This is a genomic window from Pseudomonas sp. DG56-2, assembly GCF_004803755.1.
Classification (GTDB): Bacteria; Pseudomonadota; Gammaproteobacteria; order Pseudomonadales; family Pseudomonadaceae; genus Aquipseudomonas; species Aquipseudomonas auratipiscis.
The window spans coordinates 1,241,640-1,262,541 of record NZ_CP032311.1 but is presented as its reverse complement, the minus strand read 5'-3'; the positions used below and the strand labels follow the sequence as shown (position 1 = coordinate 1,262,541).

The following is a 20,902-nucleotide window of genomic DNA, read 5'->3' as shown; positions in this document are numbered from 1 at the left end:
CCCGCACCCTGTGCCGACGCAAGACGGACACAGGGTGCTGGTCGTACTAAGGCCACTGTGATGAAATGCGACCCTACGCTCTTTCGCCCAGCCAAGCCTGACCTTGCCGTGAAACCCCGCCTGATCCGACAACTGCTGATTCCGCCCTTGATCATCCTGCTGATGATCGGCCTGGGCATGGCTGGCTTCCTGATCAGCGAGCACAACGGCATTCGTAGCTTGAGCGAATCCGGCGAGCGCCAGCTTGAGCTGCACGCACGCGGCGTCGAAAGCGAAATCAGCAAATACACCTATCTGCCGAGCCTGCTGGAGCTGGAAAACAGCGTTTCCAGCTTGCTGACCGAGCCCGATGGCGATTATCGCCAGACAGTCAACGAATACCTCGAAGGTCTCAATCGGCGTAGTCGCAGTCGGGCGATCTTTGTGCTCGATACCACCGGCCGGGTCCAGGCCACCAGCAACTGGCGCGATGTCGACAGTTTCCTCGGTGAGGATCTGTCCTTCCGTGCCTATTTCCAGCAAGCCGTACGCGGCCAGCCTGGACGCTTCTACGGGATTGGCAGTACCACCGGTGAACCAGGCTACTATCTCGCCCACGGGCTGGAAGAACACGGCAAGATCATTGGCGTCGCAGTGATCAAGGTTCGCCTTGAAAACATGGAAGAGCGTTGGCAACGGGCGCGCCTGGAAGCCTTCGTCAGTGACGAAAACGGCATCATTATTCTTTCCAGCGATCCGGCCCGGCGCCTCAAGTCCGTGCGCCCGCTGACCCCGGAAATCAAGGAACGCCTGGCCCGCAGCCTGCAGTATTACTGGTGGCCACTCAATGAACTGCAGCCTTTGTCGCGCGAAACCTTGGCTGACGGCATCGAAAAACTCAGCTTTCCGGCCAACGCCGAGCTCGACGATGGCCATCGCGAAGTAGCTTTCCTGGCCCAGACCCGTCGGTTGAACGACACCCCCTGGCATTTCACCTTGCTTACTCCGCTGCAGGACCTGCGCCGCGAATCGATCATCCAGGGTGTACTGGTAGCAGTGGCCTTTGCCTTGTTGACCATTGTCTTGATTGCCTGGAACGAACGGCGCAAGGTTATCGCCACACGCCTTGCCGCACGGGAGGCGCTGGAGGAAGCCAACAGCCAGCTGGAGCGCAAGATCACTGAGCGCACTGCTGACCTGCGCGCCAGCAACGACCGTCTCAAGGGGCAGATTCGTGAGCGGCGCCAGGCCGAACAAACCTTGCGTCATGCCCAGGACGAGTTGGTCCAGGCCGGAAAGCTCGCGGCCATCGGCCAGATGTCCACCAGCATTGCCCATGAGTTGAACCAGCCATTGGCAGCGCTGCGTACACTGTCAGGTAATACTGTGCGCTTTCTGGAGCGTGGTGCCCTGGAAACCGCCAGTACCAACCTGCTCACCATGAACGATCTGATCGACCGCATGGGACGCATTACCGCCAGCCTGCGCTCGTTTGCCCGACGTGGCGAAGACAGCGGTCAGGCTTCGCTGGGCAAGGCAGTGGACGCCAGCCTGCAGGTGCTTGGCAACCGCATTGCCGGCTGCCACCTGAAGCTGCACAGCCAGTTCGACGACCACACGTTGGCTATCGATCAGACTCGCCTGGAGCAGATTCTGGTCAACCTGATTGGCAACGCACTGGACGCCATGGCCGCCCAGCCCAAACCAGAGCTGTGGCTCGAAGGCGAGTTGCAGGGCGACAAGTATCGCCTGCGGGTACGCGACAACGGTCATGGCATCGACGACGAAACCCGCAAGCACCTGTTCGAACCATTTTTCACCACCAAGCCGGGAGAGCATGGTCTGGGCCTGGGTCTGACCCTGTCCGCCAGCCTCGCCGCCGCTGCCAAAGGTAGCCTGAGTGTCGAGCACCCTGCCAATGGCGGCACGGCGTTCGTGCTTGCGCTGCCATTGGTCAATGCCCCTACAGAATCTGTCGAGCCCCTATGAATCAAGCGCCTCTTACCGTCCTGATCGTCGAAGACGACCCGCATGTGCTGCTCGGCTGCCAGCAGGCGCTGGCGCTGGAAGATATCGCCTGTGAAGGCGTCGGCAGTGCCGAAGAAGCCTTGCAACGCATCGGTGATGATTTCGCCGGCATCGTGGTCAGCGACATCCGCCTGCCCGGCATCGATGGCCTGGAACTGCTGAATCGCCTCAAGGCCCGGGACGCCAGCCTGCCCGTGGTACTGATCACCGGACACGGCGACATCGACATGGCTGTCGGAGCGATGCGCAATGGCGCCTACGATTTCATGGAAAAGCCCTTCGCGCCGGAGCGCCTGGTCGAAGTGGTCCGCCGCGCCTTGGAACAGCGTGGGTTGTCGCGCGAAGTTTTCGCCTTGCGTCGGCAGTTGGCTGAACAAAGTACCCTGGAAGGCCGGATCATCGGTCGCTCCCCCGCCATGCAGAACCTGCGTGATTTGATCGCCAACGTCGCCGACACCTCTGCCAACGTCCTGATCGAAGGTGAGACCGGTACCGGCAAGGAGCTGGTCGCCCGCTGCCTGCACGACTTCAGCCGCCGCCAGGGTCAACCTTTCGTTGCCCTGAACTGTGGGGGGTTACCGGAAAACCTGTTCGAAAGCGAGATATTTGGCCATGAGGCCAACGCCTTCACCGGAGCAGGCAAACGCCGTATCGGCAAGATCGAGCACGCCAATGGCGGCACGTTGTTTCTCGACGAAGTCGAAAGCATGCCGATCAACTTGCAGATCAAACTGCTGCGGGTATTGCAGGAGCGTACCTTGGAGCGTCTGGGCTCGAACCAGAGCATTCCTGTCGATTGCCGGGTCATTGCTGCCACTAAATCCGATCTCGATGCCTTGGGCCAAAGCGGACAGTTTCGTAGCGACCTGTACTATCGCCTCAACGTCGTAACCCTGGAATTGCCACCGCTGCGCGAGCGTCGGGAAGATATCCTGCAATTATTCGAACACTTTCTGCAGTTGTCGTCATTGCGCTTCGATCGAGAAATCCCGCAGTTGGACAGCCAGACCTTGTCGCGCCTGATGGCCCACGACTGGCCGGGCAACGTGCGGGAGCTGCGCAACGTTGCCGAACGTTACGCCCTGGGTTTGCCAGCCTTCAAGAAAGCCGGCGCCAACAGCAACCAGGGCTTGGGGTTCGCCGAAGCGGTCGAGGCTTTTGAACGCAACCTGCTCAGTGACGCCTTGCAACGCACTGGCGGCAACCTTAGTCAGGCCAGCCAGGAACTGGGCATGGCCAAGACCACCCTGTTCGATAAAGTCAAAAAGTACGGTTTGGGTTGACTGGCCCATTAACGAGATAAAACGTGGACTTGATACTCAAAGCTTGCCTGGGCGCCGCAGTGGTGGTGATTCTTGCCGCCTTGGCGAAAACCCGTAATTACTACATTGCCGGGCTGGTTCCGTTGTTCCCGACCTTTGCCCTGATCGCCCACTACATTGTCGGCAAGGGCCGCTCGCTGGAAGACCTGAAAACCACCATCCTCTTCGGCATGTGGTCGATCATTCCTTACTTCGTCTACCTGGCAGCGCTGTATGTGCTAGTGGATCGCATGCGCCTGGAGCTGTCGTTGGCGCTCGCGGCGGTGGCCTGGCTTGTGGCTGCGACGGTGCTGGTCGGTGTCTGGGTAAGGTTGCACTGAACCTGCCGATGCTCAAAACACCGCCAGGTGCGCATCCGTCAGCCGCTGTGTTTTCAGGTAGGGCAATATCGCGCCCAACAAAGGCGCCTTGAACGGCTCCTGAAAACGATGGGCAAGCCCGGGAATCAGGCGCAATTGGCTGCCGCGAATATGCGCCGCCAGATGCACTCCATGCATGACCGGCAACAGCGGGTCTGCGGTGCCGTGCACCACCAGCGTCGGCAGGCGTAAATCATCCAGTAGCTCGACCCGACTGGGCTCGGCAAGAATCGCCATGATCTGACGCTTGCCGCCTTCAGGATTGAAGGCACGGTCATAGGATTGCGCCGCCTGCTGCAACAGCGCCTGGCGATCATCCTCAACCTGTGGACTACCCAAGGCTGCGAGCAAATCCGCTTGCTGCTCGATGGCCACCTCACGCGTGGGCGCCTCGCGCCTTGCCAGCAGTTGCACCAAGGCTGGGCTCGGTAAAGGCAAGCCCAGGGCGCCAGAGCTGGACATGATCAAGGTCAGGCTTTCGACCCGTTGCGGTGACAGCGCTGCCAGGTGCTGAGCAATCATCCCGCCCATGCTCACGCCAATTACGTGGAAACGCTCCACGTGCAGCGAGTCCATCAGGCCCAAACCGTCTTCAGCCATATCGGTGAGCGAGTACGGCGCTGCAACGGAAAGCCCCAGCTTGTAACGCAGCAACTGATAGGTCAGATTGGCGCTGGACGGAGCCTGGCGCCACTGCGTCAGGCCAACATCACGGTTGTCATAGCGAATGACCCGAAAGCCCTGCTCGCACAACGCAACCACCACTTCATCGGGCCAGTGGATCAACTGGCCGCCCAGTCCCATTACCAATAGCAATACCGGATCCGATTCCCGACCAATGCTTTGATAGGCCAGGCTCAGTGTCGGCAATTGCGCGTACTGGGTGGCCACATCGACGTCGCAACGGGACGTCGCAAACGCTGGTAAAGCGCCTACCAGCGCCAGAAATAATAAAAATGCCCGCATGAAAGAAACACCAGAATGCAAATCCCCAGTAGAGCGAGAGTCTGATGACTTTCATGCGGGCGCGCTGCCACAGAACCGTGACCGTTTAATGACAGGCGCTGAACGGTCCAATGCCCACCCGATGATCGAAAGCTCGACACATGCACCATCATGAGACAAACTCATGCAGTCTAATTCAGTCACAAAATTTATTCATGGAGCCGCTGGTGCTGGAAATTCGCCACCTCAAAACCATGCACGCCCTGCGCGAGGCCGACAGTCTGGTCGAAGCTGCCGAGCGCCTGCATTTGACCCAGTCCGCGTTGTCCCATCAGTTCAAGGAACTGGAAGAGCGCTTGGGCATGCAACTGTTCATGCGCAAGACCAAACCGATTCGCTTCACCAGCGCCGGGCTGCGCCTGCTGCAACTGGCTGACGCCACCCTGCCGCTGTTGCGTGGTGCTGAACGTGACATCGCGCGGCTGGCCGGAGGCACAGCCGGGCGCCTGCACATGGCCATTGAATGCCACAGCTGTTTTCAGTGGCTGATGCCAACTATCGACCAGTTCCGCGACGCCTGGCCCGAAGTCGAGTTGGACCTTGCCTCAGGCTTTGCCTTTGCCCCACTGCCGGCACTGGCCCGCGGTGATCTGGACCTGGTAGTGACGTCCGACCCCGTGGAGCTGCCAGGACTCACTTATGTCCCGTTGTTCACCTACGAAGCCATGCTCGCTGTCGCCAATCAGCACCCCTTGGCCGGCAAGCCCTACATTGTTGCGCAAGACCTGGCCTGTGAGACCTTGATCACCTATCCGGTAGAGCGTGACCGCCTGGACATCTTCACCCGCTTCCTGGAACCCGCCGATGTGGAGCCTGCGCAAGTGCGCACGGCTGAGCTGACGGTGATGATGATGCAACTGGTGGCCAGCGGTCGCGGTGTCTGCGGCATGCCGCACTGGGCCCTGCACGAGTACAGTTCGCGCGGCTATGTGAAAGGCAAGCGCCTGGGTGACAAGGGCTTGTTCGCCACGCTGTATGCAGCAGTGCGCACCGACATGCTCGACGCGCCCTACATGCGCGACTTCCTGCTCACGGCGAAGGACACATCGTTCTCAACCCTTGATGGCGTCAGCGCAGTCCGCTAGGCCTCAGGCCAGTTTGCGCTGCTCCTGCACCAGGCGCAGCGCCAGGCCCGCAAGCACAAAGCCCATTACATAGCGTTGCACCATCAGCCACAGCGGATACCGCACGAACCAGGCAGACAAACCGGCGGCGAACACAGCAATCAGCAAATTTACCGTGAAACTCACGGTGATCTGAGTCAGCCCCAAGGTCAGGCTTTGGACCATGAGCGAGCCATGTTCCGGGGAGATGAACTGCGGCAGGATCGACAGGTAGAACATCGCTACCTTGGGGTTGAGCAGACTGGTCAGAAAACCCATCATCATCAGCTTTACCGGCGAATCCGGGGTCAACTCACGTGCCTCGAACGGTGAACGTGCGCCAGGCTTCACCGCTTGCCATGCCATCCACAGTAAATAAGCAGCACCTGCCCATTTGAGCAAGTCGTATCCCAACGGCACGGCCATGAACAACGCAGTCAGGCCCACCGCGGCTGCCGTCATATGTACCAGAAAACCTGCCACTACCCCTACCAGCGAAGTTATCCCCGCCAATCTCCCTTGGCAGATAGAACGTGAAATCAGATAGATCATGTTCGGCCCAGGGGTGAGGACCATCAACAGGGCGGCACCGGTGAACAGTAGCCATTCGTGAACGGGGATCATAGGCATTCCTTTGCAAATGGGCGCTTAGCCAGGCTGGCTGGTCATGGTGCGGTACAGGGGCAAAATCAGGTCTCGGGTCAACGGCGCCAATTCGAGGCTCAGTTGCTTGCGTGCAGAAATCCAGACCACCTCTTCAATCTCGGCAGCAGGCTCGACAGGCATTGAAGTATGCACCTGGAACAGCTCGGCCTGAACTTCAAAACCCGGTTCGTTGGCCGCTGCTGCGCGGAACTGCCCGAGCGGATGGGCGTCCTGGGGGTCGATCTGCAACCCCAGCTCTTCGAACAGTTCACGTGCCAGGGCCACGACCGGCTGTTCGTCGCCCTCGATTTTGCCGCCGGGCTGCATGAAGGCCTGGGTGCCGCGTTTGCGCACCAGCAGGGTTCGGCCTTGTGGGTCGAGAAGGAGCGCAGCGGCAATGCGGATGATTTTGCTCATGGGAGACTCGTGTTTCACAAAGCAGGCAAGGATCACATGCGCGAGGCGTCGTTACAATCCAGTCGCGGGGAAACCCCCTAACGGCGAATGTCCGTCTGACGAACGTAGCTTGCAACACTGCGCCAATAGCCGCATATACCCTTCATGAACCTACCCGCCTTGAACCACCCGGAACTGGACGCTTTCCACCCCGCCGTGCGTGCGTGGTTCCAGCGACGCTTTGCTACCGTGACTGCGGCCCAGGCTCGAGCCTGGCCATTGATTCGCCGCGGCCATTCGTTGCTGGTGGCTGCACCCACCGGTTCAGGCAAGACGCTCACGGCCTTTCTGGCGATTCTCAATGAACTGTTCGAGCAGGGATTGGCCAGCGGCCATTTGCCTGATCAAACCCAGGTTATCTATGTCTCACCACTGAAGGCGCTGTCCAACGATATCCAGATCAACTTGCAAGCACCGCTGGCAGGTATCAATGAAGCTCTGGTCGAACAAGGCGCCGAGCCACTGGCGATTCGCACCGCAGTGCGCAGCGGGGATACTTCGCAGAAAGAACGCACCGCCATGCGCCGCCAGGCACCTCATATTCTGGTGACCACCCCTGAATCCCTTTATGTACTGCTCGGGTCCGAATCTGGACGCCAGGGCCTTGCCCATGTACACACGGTAATCGTCGACGAAATTCATGCCTTGGCTGGAAACAAGCGTGGCAGCCATCTGGCCCTGAGCCTGGAGCGGCTGCAGGCCTTGTGTGGCAAACCGCTGCGCAGGATCGGGCTGTCCGCCACGCAGCGTCCGGTGCAACGGGTGGCCGAGTTTCTGGTGGGTAAAGACCGCTCCTGCGCCATTGTCGATATCGGCCACGCCCGTACTCGCGACCTGGCACTGGAGGTGCCTCCCGTGCCACTGGGCGCGGTTATGGCCACCGATGTCTGGGGCCTGGTCTACGACCGTCTGGCGAGTCTTGCCCGCGAGCACCGCACCACCCTGGTGTTCGTCAACACTCGGCGCTTGGCCGAACGCGTGACCCGGCACTTGAGCGAACGTCTGGGCGCCGAAGCCGTAGCCGCGCACCACGGTAGTCTGGCCAAGGAATATCGCCTGGAGGCCGAACAGCGCCTCAAGCGCGGCGAACTACAGGTGCTGGTTGCCACCGCTTCGCTGGAGCTGGGGATCGACATCGGTGAAGTCGAACTGGTGTGTCAGATTGGTTCGCCAGGGTCGATTGCAGCCTTTTTGCAGCGGGTCGGACGTGCTGGACACCAGGTCGAGGGTACCCCCAAGGGCCGCCTGTTTGCGCTCTCGCGCGACGACCTGATCGAATGTGCAGCGTTGCTCGATAGCGTACGCCGCGGTGAGTTGGACCTGCTGCAAATCCCTCGGGCGCCATTGGATGTACTGGCCCAGCAGATCGTTGCCGAAGTCAGCTGCCAGCCATGGCAGGAGCAGGCGTTGTATGACTGCCTGCGCCAGGCCATGCCCTATGCCGACCTGGACCTGGCGCACTATCAGGCGCTCTTGCGCATGCTCGGTGAGGGCTTCAATGGCCGCCAAGGTATCCGTAGCGCCTACTTGCATCGCGATGCCGTCAACAACAGTCTGCGCGCACGACGAGGCAGCCAACTGACCGCGTTAACCAGCGGCGGCACCATTCCTGACAACGCCGATTATGCGGTCCTACTTGAACCTCAGGGGCTGAACATCGGCAGCGTCAACGAAGACTTTGCCGTGGAGAGTATCGCCGGTGACATCTTCCAACTGGGCAACACTTCCTACCGTATCCTGCGGGTGGAAGCCGGCAAGGTTCGGGTTGAAGATGCCCGGGGCCTGCCGCCGAGCATTCCTTTCTGGCTTGGCGAAGCACCGGGACGCAGCGACGAACTGTCATTCGCCGTCGCTCGTCTGCAGGGCGAAATTGATCAGCGCTTGCGTACCTCAGCGGGGCATTTGCCAGACATTCTCGCCTGGTTGCAGGATGAAATTGGCCTGGCCCCGGACAGTGCCGAGCAATTGCTCGATTATCTGGCCAGCACCTGGAAGGTTTTGGGCGCATTGCCTTCGCAACAGACGCTGATCATGGAGCGTTTTTTCGACGAGTCCGGTGGCACCCAACTGATCATCCATACGCCCTTCGGCAGCAGGATCAATCGTGCCTGGGGCCTGGCGCTGCGCAAACGCTTTTGCCGAACCTTCAATTTCGAACTGCAAGCCGCCGCCAGCGAAGATGCCATCGTGCTGTCGCTGTCGGCGAGCCATAGCTTTGCCCTCGACGAGGTGTGGCGCTACCTGCCAAGCAACAACGCCGAGTCGATCCTGATTCAGGCGCTGCTCGATGCACCGCTGTTTGGCGTACGTTGGCGCTGGAACGCAGGCGTGGCGCTGGCACTGCCACGCTTTGTCGGCGGACGAAAAGTGGCACCGCAGATACAGCGGATGAAAAGCGAAGACCTGATCGCCGCAGTGTTTCCCGATCAGATCGCCTGCCTGGAAAACATCGCAGGCGAACGGCAGATCCCTGATCACCCGCTGGTTGAACAGACACTCGACGACTGTTTGCATCAAGCCATGGACAGTGAAGGCTGGATAGCGTTGTTGCGGCGCATCGAGCAAGGACAGATCAATCTGATCAGCCGTGACCTACCGGCCCCGTCACCCTTGGCCTCGGCGATTCTCAATGCACGCCCCTATACCTTTCTCGATGATGCACCTTTGGAGGAACGTCGTACTCAGGCGGTGCACAGTCGACGCTGGAGTGATGTGCAAGGCAGTGATGACTTGGGTGCCCTGGATCCCGAAGCCATTACGGCGGTACAGAGCGAAGCCTGGCCTGCGCCTACCGGTTGCGATGAAATGCATGAAGCGCTGATGAGCCTGGGCTGTATCAACCAGCATGAAGCATCGGTCAATCCACAATGGCTGACCTGGCTTGAGCAGCTACAGCAGACAGGACGAGCCTGCTGCCTGCAACTGGAAGGCGGCCACACCCTTTGGCTGGCTCGCGAACGGCTGGTTATGTTACGTGCCATCTACCCCCGCGCATCGTTGACCCCTGCCCTCGAGGCCCTGCCTGGTTTCGACCAGCCCATCGACAGTGACGCGGCGCTGGTGGAAATGCTGCGGGCCCGCTTGAGCGGTTTCGGGCCGCTGACGCTGGAGCAGATCAGCGTGCCGTTACAGCTGCCTGTCAGTGGTCTGGCGCAGGCTTTGGCACGTCTTGAGGGCGAAGGCTATGTAATGCGCGGCTATTTCTGTCCTGGTCAACAAAACCTGCAATGGTGCGAGCGGCACCTGTTGGCACGCATACACCGCTACACCGTCAAGCGCCTGCGACGAGAAATCGAGCCCGTCAGCCTGCAGGATTTCATGCGCTTTCTATTCGATTGGCAGCACGTTTCGTCGACCCATCGCCTGCAAGGTCCTGCCGCACTCAGCGAAGCACTCGAGCGGCTCGAAGGCTATCCCGCGGCCGCCTCAGCCTGGGAAAGCGATTTGCTCCCCAGCCGGATCAAGGACTACAGTCCACGCTGGCTGGACGAATCCTGTCGGGCCGGCAAACATGTCTGGGCGCGCCTGGCTCCGGGAGCCGCCAGCACCACTCTGCGCAGTACACCACTGCTGCTGTTGCCTCGCCCGCAACTGAACCTGTGGCGTAGTTTCAGTCCTGTCCTGGATAGCGACGGCCTGAGCCTGCGCGCGCAGCGGGTGCACACCGCTTTGGGCGAACACGGTGCACTATTTTTCGACGAACTGCTCAGCGATGCCCATTTGCTTCCCAGTGAACTGGAAACGGCCCTGCAAGAGTTGGTGGCGGCGGGGCTGGTCAGTGCCGACAGCTTCGCCGGCCTGCGCGCACTGATCACTCCGGCCAGCAAACGTCAGGGGCGCAGTCATCGGCGTGGTCGCGGGGCGCTGTTCGGTGGCATGGAAGACGCTGGACGCTGGGCCTTGCTACGCAAGGTGCACGTTTCGAACAACGCTGATGAGCGCCTGGAGCATATCGCCCGTACCTTGCTGCGCCGCTACGGCGTGATCTGCTGGCGACTGCTGGAGCGCGAGGCCGACTGGTTACCCAACTGGCGCGAACTGCTGCGTTGTTACCATCGACTGGAAGCCCGCGGCGAAATTCGCGGTGGGCGCTTCATCGCGGGCCTGGCGGGCGAGCAATTCGCTTTGCCCGAAGCCGTAGCGTTGATGCGGGCCGCTCGTAGGCGACCACTGGATGACAGCCTGGTCGCCATCAGTGCCAGTGACCCGTTGAACTTGCTCGGTACCCTGCTCCCTGGGAACAAAGTGCCCGCCGTAAGCGGCAACCGTCTGCTGTACCGCGACGGCCTGCCCGCCGCCACTCTGATCGCAGGAAAAATGCAGATAATCGCTGATGTGCAACCGGCCCAGCAGGGTGAACTTCGGGACCGCTTGATCCGTGATCCGCGACACCAGAACGGATAACGCCGGCGAGAATGATTTTCACTACAAACGTCACACCGCAAACGTTCATGTTCATGGGCTAGCGCCGGTGCAACCAACCGGGCTATGGTCGGGGTTTGCCCAGGCCCTGAGCCTGACCGCGCCATAGCAAGGAACCCGTATGAGCCTGTCACTTCTCAGCCGCTACGCCTTTTTCGCCGCTTGTGTGTTGTTCACCCTGGTAAGCCTGCCTTTTCTGCATCACGAGTGGCTTTGGCCATTCACGCTGACCACCGCCGTACTCAGCCTTATCGGCCTGTTCGATCTACTGCAAAGCCGCCACGCGGTACGACGCAACTACCCGATTCTGGGCAACATCCGTTACCTGGTCGAAGGTATTCGTCCGGAAATTCGCCAATACCTGCTGGAAGCCGACAGCGATGCCCTACCCTTCTCCAGGGCGCAGCGTTCGCTGGTTTACTCCCGCGCCAAAAGCGAATCATCCGACAAGCCTTTCGGCACCCTGATCGACGTCTATCAGTCCGGTTTCGAGTTCATCGGCCATTCCATGCGCCCGGCGCCGCTGAGCGATCCCGCAGCTTTCCGGGTGATTGTCGGTGGCCCACAGTGCACTCAACCTTACTCCGCCTCGGTCTTCAATATCTCGGCCATGAGCTTTGGCTCACTCAGCGCCAACGCCATTCGCGCCTTGAACCAGGGGGCCAAGCTGGGCAATTTTGCCCATGACACCGGTGAAGGCAGCATCAGCCCCTATCACCGCGAACATGGCGGCGATCTGACCTGGGAGTTGGGCAGCGGCTATTTCGGCTGCCGCACTGCGGAGGGGCGCTTCGACCCGGAACGTTTCGCCGAACAAGCGCGCAACCCGCAGGTGCGCATGATCGAGATCAAGTTGAGCCAGGGGGCCAAGCCCGGCCATGGCGGCATTCTGCCCAAGCATAAGGTCACACGCGAAATTGCCGAGACGCGCGGAGTAATGATGGGCGAAGACTGCATTTCACCCTCGCGCCACAGCGCCTTTTCCACACCGATCGAGATGATGCAGTTCATCGCCCAGTTGCGCGAGTTGTCAGGCGGCAAACCGGTTGGCTTCAAGTTCTGCCTGGGTCACCCGTGGGAGTTCATGGGCATCGCCAAAGCCATGCTGCAAACCGGCATCCTGCCTGACTTCATCGTCATCGATGGCAAGGAAGGCGGCACCGGCGCAGCGCCAGTGGAGTTCACCGACCATATTGGCGTGCCCCTGCGTGAAGGCCTGCTGTTCGTGCACAACACCCTGGTAGGGCTGAACTTGCGTGACAAGATCAAACTGGGCGCCAGTGGCAAGATCGTCAGTGCCTTCGACATCGCCAGCGTGCTGGCTATTGGTGCCGACTGGGCCAACTCGGCTCGGGGCTTCATGTTCGCAATCGGCTGCATCCAGTCGCAGAGCTGCCATACCAATAAATGCCCCACTGGCGTCGCCACCCAGGATGCCCTGCGCCAGCGCGCACTGGTGGTGCCGGACAAGGCCCAGCGAGTCTTCAGTTTCCACCTGAGCACCCTCAAGGCGCTGGCCGAAATGCTCGCCGCAGCGGGCCTTGATCATCCCTCGCAACTTGAAGCCAAGCATCTGGTCCGGCGCGTCTCGGCCACCGAGATCAAGCTTTTCTCGCAGCTGCATGTATTTCTCAAACCAGGCGAACTGCTCAGCGGAGAGGTCAATGGCGAGTTCTATTCGCGCATGTGGCAAATGGCTCAAGCGGAGAGTTTCGAGCCCCGCAGCGATCTGGCAGCTTGAGTGAACCCTCTAGGCATGTAACGAGAAGTAGAGAATTCCGGCAATTATCGCTTGAGGTAATTGCCGGCATCGCTGGCCATGCTTGCGCCGCCGATCGATCTGGACCGACGGCGCGGAACCGCGACCTGTGGGCATCCATCTCTATTGAAACACCCTCGCCAAGGCTTTGCTCATGAACAACGGTCGCGACCATCGCATCGACTTCTTTCGCGGGTTAGCACTGATTTTCATTTTCTGGGATCACATTCCTGGCAATCCCCTGGCCAACCTGACCGTGCGCAATATTGGTTTGAGCGACGCGGCAGAAATTTTCGTGTTTCTGGCTGGATACGCAGCGGTGCTCGCTTATGGAAAAATAGCCCTGCGTGACGGCTGGTTGGTCGCCTGTGTGCGCATGCTGCGGCGGGCCTGGGTGCTTTATATAGTGCACATCTTCCTGCTCGTGCTGCTGATGGGCATCGTTTTTGTGGCCAACAATCATGTCCAGACTCGCGACATGATTGAGGAAATGGGCCTCTACTATTTCCTCAGTAACCCCCAGCAGGCACTGGTGGATGAACTGTTACTGCGCTTCAAACCCAACCTGATGGACCCTTTGCCGCTGTACATTCTGCTCCTGCTTGGGCTGCCCCTGGTATTGCCAGCGATGCTGCGCAAAATAGAAATTGTCATCGGGCTCTCTACCGCGCTGTATTTACTCGCGCCGATGTTTCAATGGAACCTGGCAGCCCAGGAAGGTGGTGTGTGGTTCTTCAATCCATTGGCTTGGCAACTTCTATTCATTCTAGGTGGCGCCGCGGCCTTACATAACCAGCACCAGCAACCTGCCAAGTTGAGTCCAGTATGGCGACAGCCGCTGTTCATGATTGCGGCTACTTACCTGGCGGTCTGCGCAGTGATTGCCCTGTCCTGGCGCTGGCCGGGGGTTCACGACGCGGTGATGCCAAGGCTACTGGTCGAATGGCTTTACCCGATCAGCAAGACCAACCTGTCCCCCGCCCGTCTCCTGCATTTCCTGGCCCTGGCCTATTGCACGGCCAAACTGCTGCCACAAGGCGAATGGATACACTCCTGGTTGGCCAGGCAAAGTTGTCGAATGGGGCGTTATTCACTGGAAGTGTTCTGCGTGGGCGTGTTGCTCGCGCCCTTGGCAGACATGGGCAATGCCTTGGCAGGCGATCACTGGTCGATGCAAGTGCTGACTGCACTGCTGGGAGTGGGCTTGATGGTATTGCTGCCGGCCTGGCTTGATCTGAACAAGCGCTTGAACCAGCCGATACAAGTACCGGCCTGAAGCCCGCTCCCTACAGGAGCGGGCTTGCTCCGCGATTTCGTTACATCACGACGCAGAACGCGCCAACTGAACGTTGTCAGCTTTTGGCGCCAGTTTGAAGGCGTAGTAGAGCACCGTCAGCATCACCAGGAACGCTGGGCCAATGTACAGTGCCACGCGGGTCTCCTCGAAGTAGGCCATCAGGCCAACCACAAGAATGAGGAACGCCAAGGCCAGGTAGGAGCTCAGCGGCCACAGCCACATACGGTATTTCAACGCGGCACGTTCGGCAGTGCTCAAGCCAGCACGGAATTTCAACTGTGCCAACAGGATCATTACCCAGGTCCAGATTGCCCCGAAGGTTGCAATGGCAGTTACCCAGACAAAGACTTTTTCCGGTACCAAGTAATTGGCCAGAACGCCCAGCAGCAAGGCAGCGATGGACAACAGCAAGGCATTACGCGGCACGCCATTGCTCGAGGTACGGGCAAAAGTCGCCGGAGCCTGACCGTTTTGCGCCAGGCTGTAGAGCATGCGCCCGGTGCTGAAGATACCGCCGTTGCACGACGACAACGCAGCGGTAATCACCACGAAGTTGATGATACCGGCAGCCGTCTTGATGCCCAGACGTTCGAAAGTCATGACGAACGGGCTGCCCTGGCTGCCGATTTCGTTCCATGGGTAGATCGACAGGATCACGAACAGTGCGCCGACATAGAACAGCAAAATGCGCCAGAACACCGAGCCGATGGCCTGGGGAATGGTCTTTTGCGGGTTGCGTGCTTCACCGGCGGTCAGGCCGATCATTTCTACGCCCAGGTAGGCGAACATCACCATCTGCAACGACATCAGCACGCCGGTCACGCCATTTGGCATGAAACCGCCGTTGCTCCAGAGGTTGGAGACACCCACTGCCACACCTTCATTGCCGAAACCGAAAGCAATGACGCCAATGCCGCCCAGAACCATGGCAATAATGGTGACGATCTTGATCAGGGCAAACCAGAACTCGAACTCGCCGAAAGCCTTGACTGCAATCAGGTTGATTGCGCCCATGCTGCCCAACGCCGCCAAGGCCCAGATCCAGCGCGGTACGTCAGGGAACCAGATGCCCATATAGATGGCGACTGCGGTGATCTCTGCCACGCACGTTACCAGCCACAGGAACCAGTAGTTCCAGCCAGTCAGAAAGCCCGCCAACGGGCCAAGGTAGTCTTGAGCATAACGGCTGAAAGAGCCTGCGACCGGATTGTGTACGGCCATTTCACCGAGGGCACGCATGATCACCAGGATCGCAAGACCACCGATGATGTAAGACAGCATGATTGCCGGTCCGGCCATTTCAATGGCTTTGGCCGACCCCAGGAACAGGCCGACACCGATACAGGCGCCCAGCGCCATCAGGCGAATATGTCGCTCGCCGAGTTCTCGCTTGAGTGGGCCGCCCTGAGCGGTCTCACCGTGAGAAGGATGGTTGCCGACTGGCATAGAAATACAACCTCATTTTGTTATTGGATATAGACCGTTCGTGCTGGCGTGGTACCACCGATAGGCTAGGTACGCTGCCTTGCCGGGCACCACCTTGTGAGCGGTCCCGTCCGCAAACATGCAAGCTGTCGGCGAAGCGAAAGGGGCGAGCAGTATAGAAAGGCCCCTACAGGGCATTTCACTATAAAAAGCGTGATATTCGGAAAGAACTCTCGGCAAAGACCGCCTTCACAGAGGGGCATTCCCCGTGTTTTCTCCATGCACTCAAAAAGGGCGGCTAACATAGCACCAAAAGAGGGCATTACAACCTCCACCAAAGGCGCAATTCCTGCTGAGGTTTTGGAAAAGACCTACAACGTTTACAAATTTTTCACCATATCCGCTCACCGTCTAAGCTTCAGGCAAGCAATACGAAAATACGTAGCCGGGCTGAAAACTATGGGCGCATTGTGGCAATCGGAACCAAAGAGTAAGGAAACTCCCACTGAACCTCTTGAAGAATCGCCATTGCCGAAAAGCCCTCGCCAACGTCGTTTATGGTGGCGGCTGTTCTGGGTAGTGTTGCTGCTCGCCCTGATCGCACTGGGTCTTGCCGTCGCCAACGAAATGCACACCTCTCGCCTGCAATCACGCGAACTGAGTCAACTCGCGTCGACCTTGACCTACTCGCTGCAGCCTGGACCGAGCGACGCGATCATTTACCCTGGTGACGGACCGTTCGACAAACGCCTGGGCTATAGCGCATTGGGAGACTTCCTTCCGCGACTACTCAAGCGCGACTATGTGATCAGCGAACAAGTGCACTTCTCCCCCGCCTTAATGAACTACACAGAGCACGGTTTCTTCGTGCCCTATAAAGAGAAGATCCAGACTGGCCTTTCGATTACCGACTGCAAAGGCGATGTGCTGTACCAATATCACTACCCGCAGTATCTCTATCCAGACTTCGACTCCATCCCTTCAGTGATCGTCAACAGCCTGCTATTCATCGAAAACCGCGACCTGCTCGACCCTGACGACCCCAATGCCAACCCAGCAGTGGATTGGCCGCGTTTTGCCAAGGCGGCATACAGTCAGGTGGCCAAATACCTGGCCCTGCCCGGCCAGTCCGCCGGTGGCAGCACCCTGGCCACCCAGCTGGAAAAATACCGGCATTCGCCAGACGGTCTCACCGTCTCGGGCGGCGAGAAAATCCGCCAGATGATTTCAGCCAGCGTGCGTGCCTACCAGGGCGGCCCGCAAACCATAGAAGCGCGCCAACGCATTGTGCGTGACTACCTCAACAGCGTTCCGCTTTCAGCCGTTCCCGGCCACGGCGAAGTGCATGGCATGGCCGAGGGCCTGAGGGTCTGGTACGGCGCGGATTTCGCTCAGGTCAATCAGGCCCTGGCGGCAACCGAGACCGATCCTGCGAGCATGGCCGCACGCGGCCTGGCATTGCGCCAAGTGCTGTCATTGATGATTGCCCAGCGCCGTCCTTCGCATTTTCTGTCGAAAGGGCGAAATGAACTGGCCGAATTGACCGATAGTCACATCCGCGTTCTGGCGGCCAGCAACGTTATCGATCGCCCCCTCGCTGACGCCGCGCTGGCAAGCAAAGCGATCTATCGCGACTGGGTAGCCCAACCGACCATCCAGCCCATCGTTACCAACAAGGGCATCAGTGTGGCCCGCAGTCGCCTGTCCCTGGCGTTGGCTCGCCCCCTGTACGATCTTGACCGCCTCGACCTGTCTGCCACCAGCACCTTGCAATCGGACTTGCAGGGACAAGTCAGCCAATACCTGAAGGATCTGGCCGACCCGGCCATTGCCGAGAAGCTCGGCCTGTTTGGCGAGCGCTTGTTGACCCCGACCAGCACAACCCAGGTGCGCTACAGCTTCACCTTGCTCGAACGCACCGCCAATGGCTCACGGGTGCGGGTGCAAACCGACAGCACCGACCAACCCTTCGACATAAACGAGGGCAGCAAGCTGGAACTGGGCTCCACCGCCAAGTTGCGTGTGCTTACCAGCTATCTGGAGATCATCGCGGAACTGCATGACAAATACGCAGCCACTGCATCGGCGGACCTGAAGAAAGTCGAGGTCGCCGAGTTGGATTTCATCACCCGCTGGGCCATCGACTACCTGATTCAGAACAAGGACCGTAACATCACTGCAATGTTGGATGCGGCCCTCAACCGCAAGTACTCCGCCAGCCCGGGTGAGGCGTTCTTTACCGGCGGTGGCATGCACGTGTTCAACAACTTTCGCAAGGAGGACAACAGCCGCATCCCGACACTCAAGGACGCCCTTCGCGAATCGATCAACTTGCCATTCATCCGCTTGATGCGTGATCTGGTGCGCTACAGCACCTATCAGACACCAGGCAGCAGTATCAAACTGCTCAAAGATGATGCCGAACCTCGCCGCCAGGAATACCTGGCTCGTTTCGCCGACAAGGAAGGCACCGACTACCTGCGCAGGTTCTGGAAAAAGTACCAACGCAAATCCTCGCAACAGCGTCTGGACACGTTTCTCGACAGCCTGCGAATTACGCCCATCCGCCTCGCTGCCGTCCACCGCTACCTGTTTCCGGAGGCCGACCAGGCCACCTTCAACGCCTTCGTCCGCGCCCACCTGAAAAAGGAGCTGCAGGAAACCAAGCGCGCACCGACCAAGCAGGACACAGTAACCGACAAGCGCCTGGACGATATGTACTACGCGTATGGCCCTGGCAAATTCGACCTGCCTGACCAAGGTTTTGTCGCCAAGGTCCACCCGCTGGACCTGTGGTTGCTGGGCTACCTGTTGAACAACCCCACGGCCAGCTTTCAGGATGCCGTGCAGGCCAGTCAGTTCGAGCGTCAAGAAGTCTACGGTTGGTTGTTCAAAAGTCGCCACAAGGGCGCTCGCGACAGCCGCATTCGTACCCTGGTCGAGATCGAGGCCTTTCTCGATATTCATCGCCGCTGGAAACGCGTCGGTTATCCCTTCGACCATCTGGTCCCTTCGCTCGCTACCGCCATCGGCAGTTCCGGCGATCGTCCGGCTGCACTGGCAGAGCTGATCGGGATCATTCAGAACGATGGCATCCGTTTGCCGACACTGCGCATCGATACCCTGCACTTCGCCGCCGATACGCCGTATGAAACCCGCCTGGCAGGTGATCCGGACCTAGGCCAGCGCGTATTGTCGGTGGAAGTTGCACAGGCGTTGCGCGGCGCCCTGTCACAAGTGGTCGATGCCGGTACAGCACGACGGGTATCCGGAAGTTTCAAGCTCAACGATGGCACGCCAATGGTCATGGGAGGCAAAACCGGCACCGGAGACAACCGTCTCGAAAGCTGGGGCGCGGGGGGGCGACTACTGGGGTCCAAGGCGATCAACCGCACCGCAACCTTTGTGTTTTTTCTTGGCGACAACCACTTCGGTACCCTCACCGCCTTCGTACCCGGGCGTGCTGCCGAATCCTTCAAGTTCACCTCGGCCCTGCCGGTGCAGGTGCTCAAAGGTATGGCCCCGATCCTCACGCCCTACTTGCAACCCGGTAGCCATACCCTGTGTAAAGCGCCGCAAGTGGCGCAAAAGTAGCGCTTTGCAACCTACGCCCAGGCTCAGCAACGTGCCCGGGCGTTGACTGGTTCGGCACGACTGCTCATCACTTCAACGCCCATTATGAGAAATATTCTCAATCTCATGCTTGCAATAAGATATATCTTGAGTAGTATCTAAAGATATATCTAACGCAAACGGAGATTTCCATGCGTGACCATCACACCCACCGTGACCACGGCGACCGCCATGACGGTCAGGAGCGTCGGCACAGCCGCGAGCGTGGCGACCGCGGCCCACGGGTCTTCGCTCCGGGCGACCTGAAACTGCTCCTGCTGTCGATGCTTACTGAACAGCCCCGCCACGGTTACGACCTGATCCGCCAGATCGAAAGCCTATTCGGCGGCAACTACAGCCCGAGCCCGGGCGTTATCTATCCAACCCTTACTTTTCTTGAAGAAAGCGAACTGATCGTCGGTCAGGTGCAAGGCAGCAAGAAGCTCTACAGCGTCACCCCGGCAGGTGTGCAATCGCTGGCCGAGCAAGCCATAGCGCTGGACGGCGTGCGCATGCGCATTGAAGTCAGCAAGCGCTCCCTATGCGGACACGATCGCCCCCAGGAAATTCACGAAGCAGTACACAACCTGCGCCATGCCCTGCAGATGCACAGTGGCCGCTGGAGTCCGGAAGAAATCGAGCGAGTGCGTAGTTTGCTCAACAACACCGCCAAAGCCATCGTCGCAGGACCGCCTGCGACTGTTACGGAGAACCCGCAATGAGTGTCAGCGAAAACCACGCGATCCATCGCGTGAACCATGAGATCAAACAGCGTCGCCTCGACGTGCTGCGCGTTACTGATTTAACCCCACGCATGCGCCGCATAACCTTGGGTGGGCCGCAGTTACAAGGGTTCACCAGCGTTGGCAGCGACGATCACGTCAAACTGATGTTCGCCTGTTCGCCAGCAGAACAAGCTGCGCTGGACAACCTCGATTTCAGTCGCGAGGGCGTGCGTCCAACCATGCGTGAGTACACCCCGCGACGCATCGATCTGGACGCCGGTGAGCTGGATATCGATTTTGTTCTGCACGGCGACGGCCCTGCCTCGACTTGGGCTGCCCAGGCCGAAGTCGGCCAGGTCCTGAACATTGCCGGGCCACGCAGTTCGATGGTGGTACCGGATATCTTCGACAGTTATCTGCTGATCGGCGACGAAACAGCGATCCCGGCCATTGCTCGACGGCTGGAAGAGTTACCCGCCACCCGTAAGGTGCTTGCGATCATCGAAATCGAAGATGCCGAAGAACAACAGCCGCTGCAAACTCAAGCACAGCTGGACGTGATCTGGGTTGAACGCCACCAGCAGAGTTTGCTGGAGGTGCTGCAGGAACTGAGCCTTCCCCAAGGTCAGTTGTACGCCTGGGTCGCGCTGGAAAAAGCACTGACGCGTAAAGCCAAGCGCTTGTTGATCGACGACAAAGGGCTCAAGGACGATCAGGTAAAGGCTGCCGCCTATTGGCGACTGGACCCTACCGACAACGATTGAC

General features: G+C 59.4%; 14 protein-coding genes. 10 read left to right on the top strand and 4 right to left on the bottom strand.

Annotation, left to right across the window (positions count from 1 at the left end):
- Window positions 1–60 precede the first annotated feature (60 nt).
- From D3Z90_RS05900 to D3Z90_RS05890, 3 genes are read left to right on the top strand one after another with little or no spacing between them, the layout of a single operon-like run.
- Window positions 61–1,968 (top strand): ATP-binding protein, encoded by a 1,908-nt coding sequence (locus D3Z90_RS05900; protein ID WP_136474858.1) that lies wholly within the window; start codon window positions 61–63, stop codon window positions 1,966–1,968.
- A complete protein-coding gene (locus tag D3Z90_RS05895) occupies window positions 1,965–3,290 on the top strand; it encodes a sigma-54 dependent transcriptional regulator (RefSeq protein ID WP_136474857.1) in 1,326 nt (441 codons plus the stop codon). The genes D3Z90_RS05900 and D3Z90_RS05895 overlap by 4 nt, the downstream gene beginning before the upstream one ends.
- A gap of 32 nt (window positions 3,291–3,322) precedes the next feature.
- Entirely contained in the window at window positions 3,323–3,649 is a 327-nt protein-coding gene (locus tag D3Z90_RS05890; protein WP_168198509.1) for a GlpM family protein, read from the top strand.
- Between the two features lie 12 nt (window positions 3,650–3,661).
- On the opposite strand, the gene D3Z90_RS05885 is transcribed toward D3Z90_RS05890, so the two are convergent.
- Window positions 3,662–4,654 carry an alpha/beta fold hydrolase gene (locus tag D3Z90_RS05885; protein WP_136474855.1) on the bottom strand — a complete coding sequence of 331 codons (993 nt, stop codon included), beginning with the start codon at window positions 4,652–4,654 and terminating at the stop codon, window positions 3,662–3,664.
- Window positions 4,655–4,860: 206 nt separating this feature from the next.
- On the opposite strand from D3Z90_RS05885, the gene metR reads away from it, so the two are divergent.
- Entirely contained in the window at window positions 4,861–5,778 is a 918-nt protein-coding gene (gene metR / locus D3Z90_RS05880) for a transcriptional regulator MetR (protein WP_136474854.1), read from the top strand.
- A 3-nt stretch (window positions 5,779–5,781) separates the two neighbouring features.
- On the opposite strand, the gene D3Z90_RS05875 is transcribed toward metR, so the two are convergent.
- Window positions 5,782–6,420, bottom strand: a complete 639-nt coding sequence (locus D3Z90_RS05875) for a LysE family translocator (RefSeq protein ID WP_136474853.1) — start codon at window positions 6,418–6,420, stop codon at window positions 5,782–5,784.
- Between the two features lie 24 nt (window positions 6,421–6,444).
- Window positions 6,445–6,858 (bottom strand): NUDIX domain-containing protein, encoded by a 414-nt coding sequence (locus D3Z90_RS05870; RefSeq protein ID WP_136474852.1) that lies wholly within the window; start codon window positions 6,856–6,858, stop codon window positions 6,445–6,447.
- Between the two features lie 144 nt (window positions 6,859–7,002).
- Between D3Z90_RS05870 and D3Z90_RS05865 the strand changes: the two genes are divergently transcribed.
- The 3 genes from D3Z90_RS05865 (at window position 7,003) to D3Z90_RS05855 (ending at window position 14,354) form a co-directional block, all read left to right on the top strand.
- The gene (locus tag D3Z90_RS05865; protein ID WP_136474851.1) at window positions 7,003–11,301 is read left to right on the top strand and encodes a DEAD/DEAH box helicase; all 4,299 of its coding nucleotides are present in this window, start codon (window positions 7,003–7,005) and stop codon (window positions 11,299–11,301) included.
- Between the two features lie 139 nt (window positions 11,302–11,440).
- Window positions 11,441–13,060, top strand: a complete 1,620-nt coding sequence (locus tag D3Z90_RS05860; RefSeq protein WP_136474850.1) for an FMN-binding glutamate synthase family protein — start codon at window positions 11,441–11,443, stop codon at window positions 13,058–13,060.
- A 172-nt stretch (window positions 13,061–13,232) separates the two neighbouring features.
- Entirely contained in the window at window positions 13,233–14,354 is a 1,122-nt protein-coding gene (locus tag D3Z90_RS05855; RefSeq protein ID WP_136474849.1) for an OpgC domain-containing protein, read from the top strand.
- A gap of 45 nt (window positions 14,355–14,399) precedes the next feature.
- Here the strand turns inward: D3Z90_RS05855 and D3Z90_RS05850 are convergent, their stop codons facing one another.
- The gene (locus D3Z90_RS05850) at window positions 14,400–15,821 is read right to left on the bottom strand and encodes an amino acid permease (RefSeq protein WP_136474848.1); all 1,422 of its coding nucleotides are present in this window, start codon (window positions 15,819–15,821) and stop codon (window positions 14,400–14,402) included.
- Between the two features lie 438 nt (window positions 15,822–16,259).
- Between D3Z90_RS05850 and D3Z90_RS05845 the strand changes: the two genes are divergently transcribed.
- The 3 genes from D3Z90_RS05845 to D3Z90_RS05835 all read left to right on the top strand — a co-directional run bounded on the left by D3Z90_RS05845 (window position 16,260) and on the right by D3Z90_RS05835 (window position 20,901).
- Complete coding sequence (locus tag D3Z90_RS05845; RefSeq protein ID WP_136474847.1) at window positions 16,260–19,394, top strand: transglycosylase domain-containing protein; 3,135 nt, start codon at window positions 16,260–16,262, stop codon at window positions 19,392–19,394.
- A 170-nt stretch (window positions 19,395–19,564) separates the two neighbouring features.
- Window positions 19,565–20,134 (top strand): PadR family transcriptional regulator, encoded by a 570-nt coding sequence (locus D3Z90_RS05840; protein ID WP_136474846.1) that lies wholly within the window; start codon window positions 19,565–19,567, stop codon window positions 20,132–20,134.
- Window positions 20,131–20,901 (top strand): siderophore-interacting protein, encoded by a 771-nt coding sequence (locus D3Z90_RS05835; RefSeq protein ID WP_136474845.1) that lies wholly within the window; start codon window positions 20,131–20,133, stop codon window positions 20,899–20,901. The genes D3Z90_RS05840 and D3Z90_RS05835 overlap by 4 nt, the downstream gene beginning before the upstream one ends.
- Window position 20,902 lies beyond the last annotated feature (1 nt).

Excerpts from the sequence above, each read along its gene's own strand:
- D3Z90_RS05900 (WP_136474858.1), top strand. The coding sequence starts at position 61 with ATGAAATGCGACCCTACGCTCTTTCGCCCAGCCAAGCCTGACCTTGCC.
- D3Z90_RS05895 (WP_136474857.1), top strand. The coding sequence starts at position 1,965 with ATGAATCAAGCGCCTCTTACCGTCCTGATCGTCGAAGACGACCCGCAT.
- D3Z90_RS05885 (WP_136474855.1), bottom strand. The coding sequence starts at position 4,654 with ATGCGGGCATTTTTATTATTTCTGGCGCTGGTAGGCGCTTTACCAGCG.
- D3Z90_RS05875 (WP_136474853.1), bottom strand. The coding sequence starts at position 6,420 with ATGATCCCCGTTCACGAATGGCTACTGTTCACCGGTGCCGCCCTGTTG.
- D3Z90_RS05870 (WP_136474852.1), bottom strand. The coding sequence starts at position 6,858 with ATGAGCAAAATCATCCGCATTGCCGCTGCGCTCCTTCTCGACCCACAA.
- D3Z90_RS05865 (WP_136474851.1), top strand. The coding sequence starts at position 7,003 with ATGAACCTACCCGCCTTGAACCACCCGGAACTGGACGCTTTCCACCCC.
- D3Z90_RS05860 (WP_136474850.1), top strand. The coding sequence starts at position 11,441 with ATGAGCCTGTCACTTCTCAGCCGCTACGCCTTTTTCGCCGCTTGTGTG.
- D3Z90_RS05855 (WP_136474849.1), top strand. The coding sequence starts at position 13,233 with ATGAACAACGGTCGCGACCATCGCATCGACTTCTTTCGCGGGTTAGCA.
- D3Z90_RS05850 (WP_136474848.1), bottom strand. The coding sequence starts at position 15,821 with ATGCCAGTCGGCAACCATCCTTCTCACGGTGAGACCGCTCAGGGCGGC.
- D3Z90_RS05845 (WP_136474847.1), top strand. The coding sequence starts at position 16,260 with ATGGGCGCATTGTGGCAATCGGAACCAAAGAGTAAGGAAACTCCCACT.
- D3Z90_RS05840 (WP_136474846.1), top strand. The coding sequence starts at position 19,565 with ATGCGTGACCATCACACCCACCGTGACCACGGCGACCGCCATGACGGT.
- D3Z90_RS05835 (WP_136474845.1), top strand. The coding sequence starts at position 20,131 with ATGAGTGTCAGCGAAAACCACGCGATCCATCGCGTGAACCATGAGATC.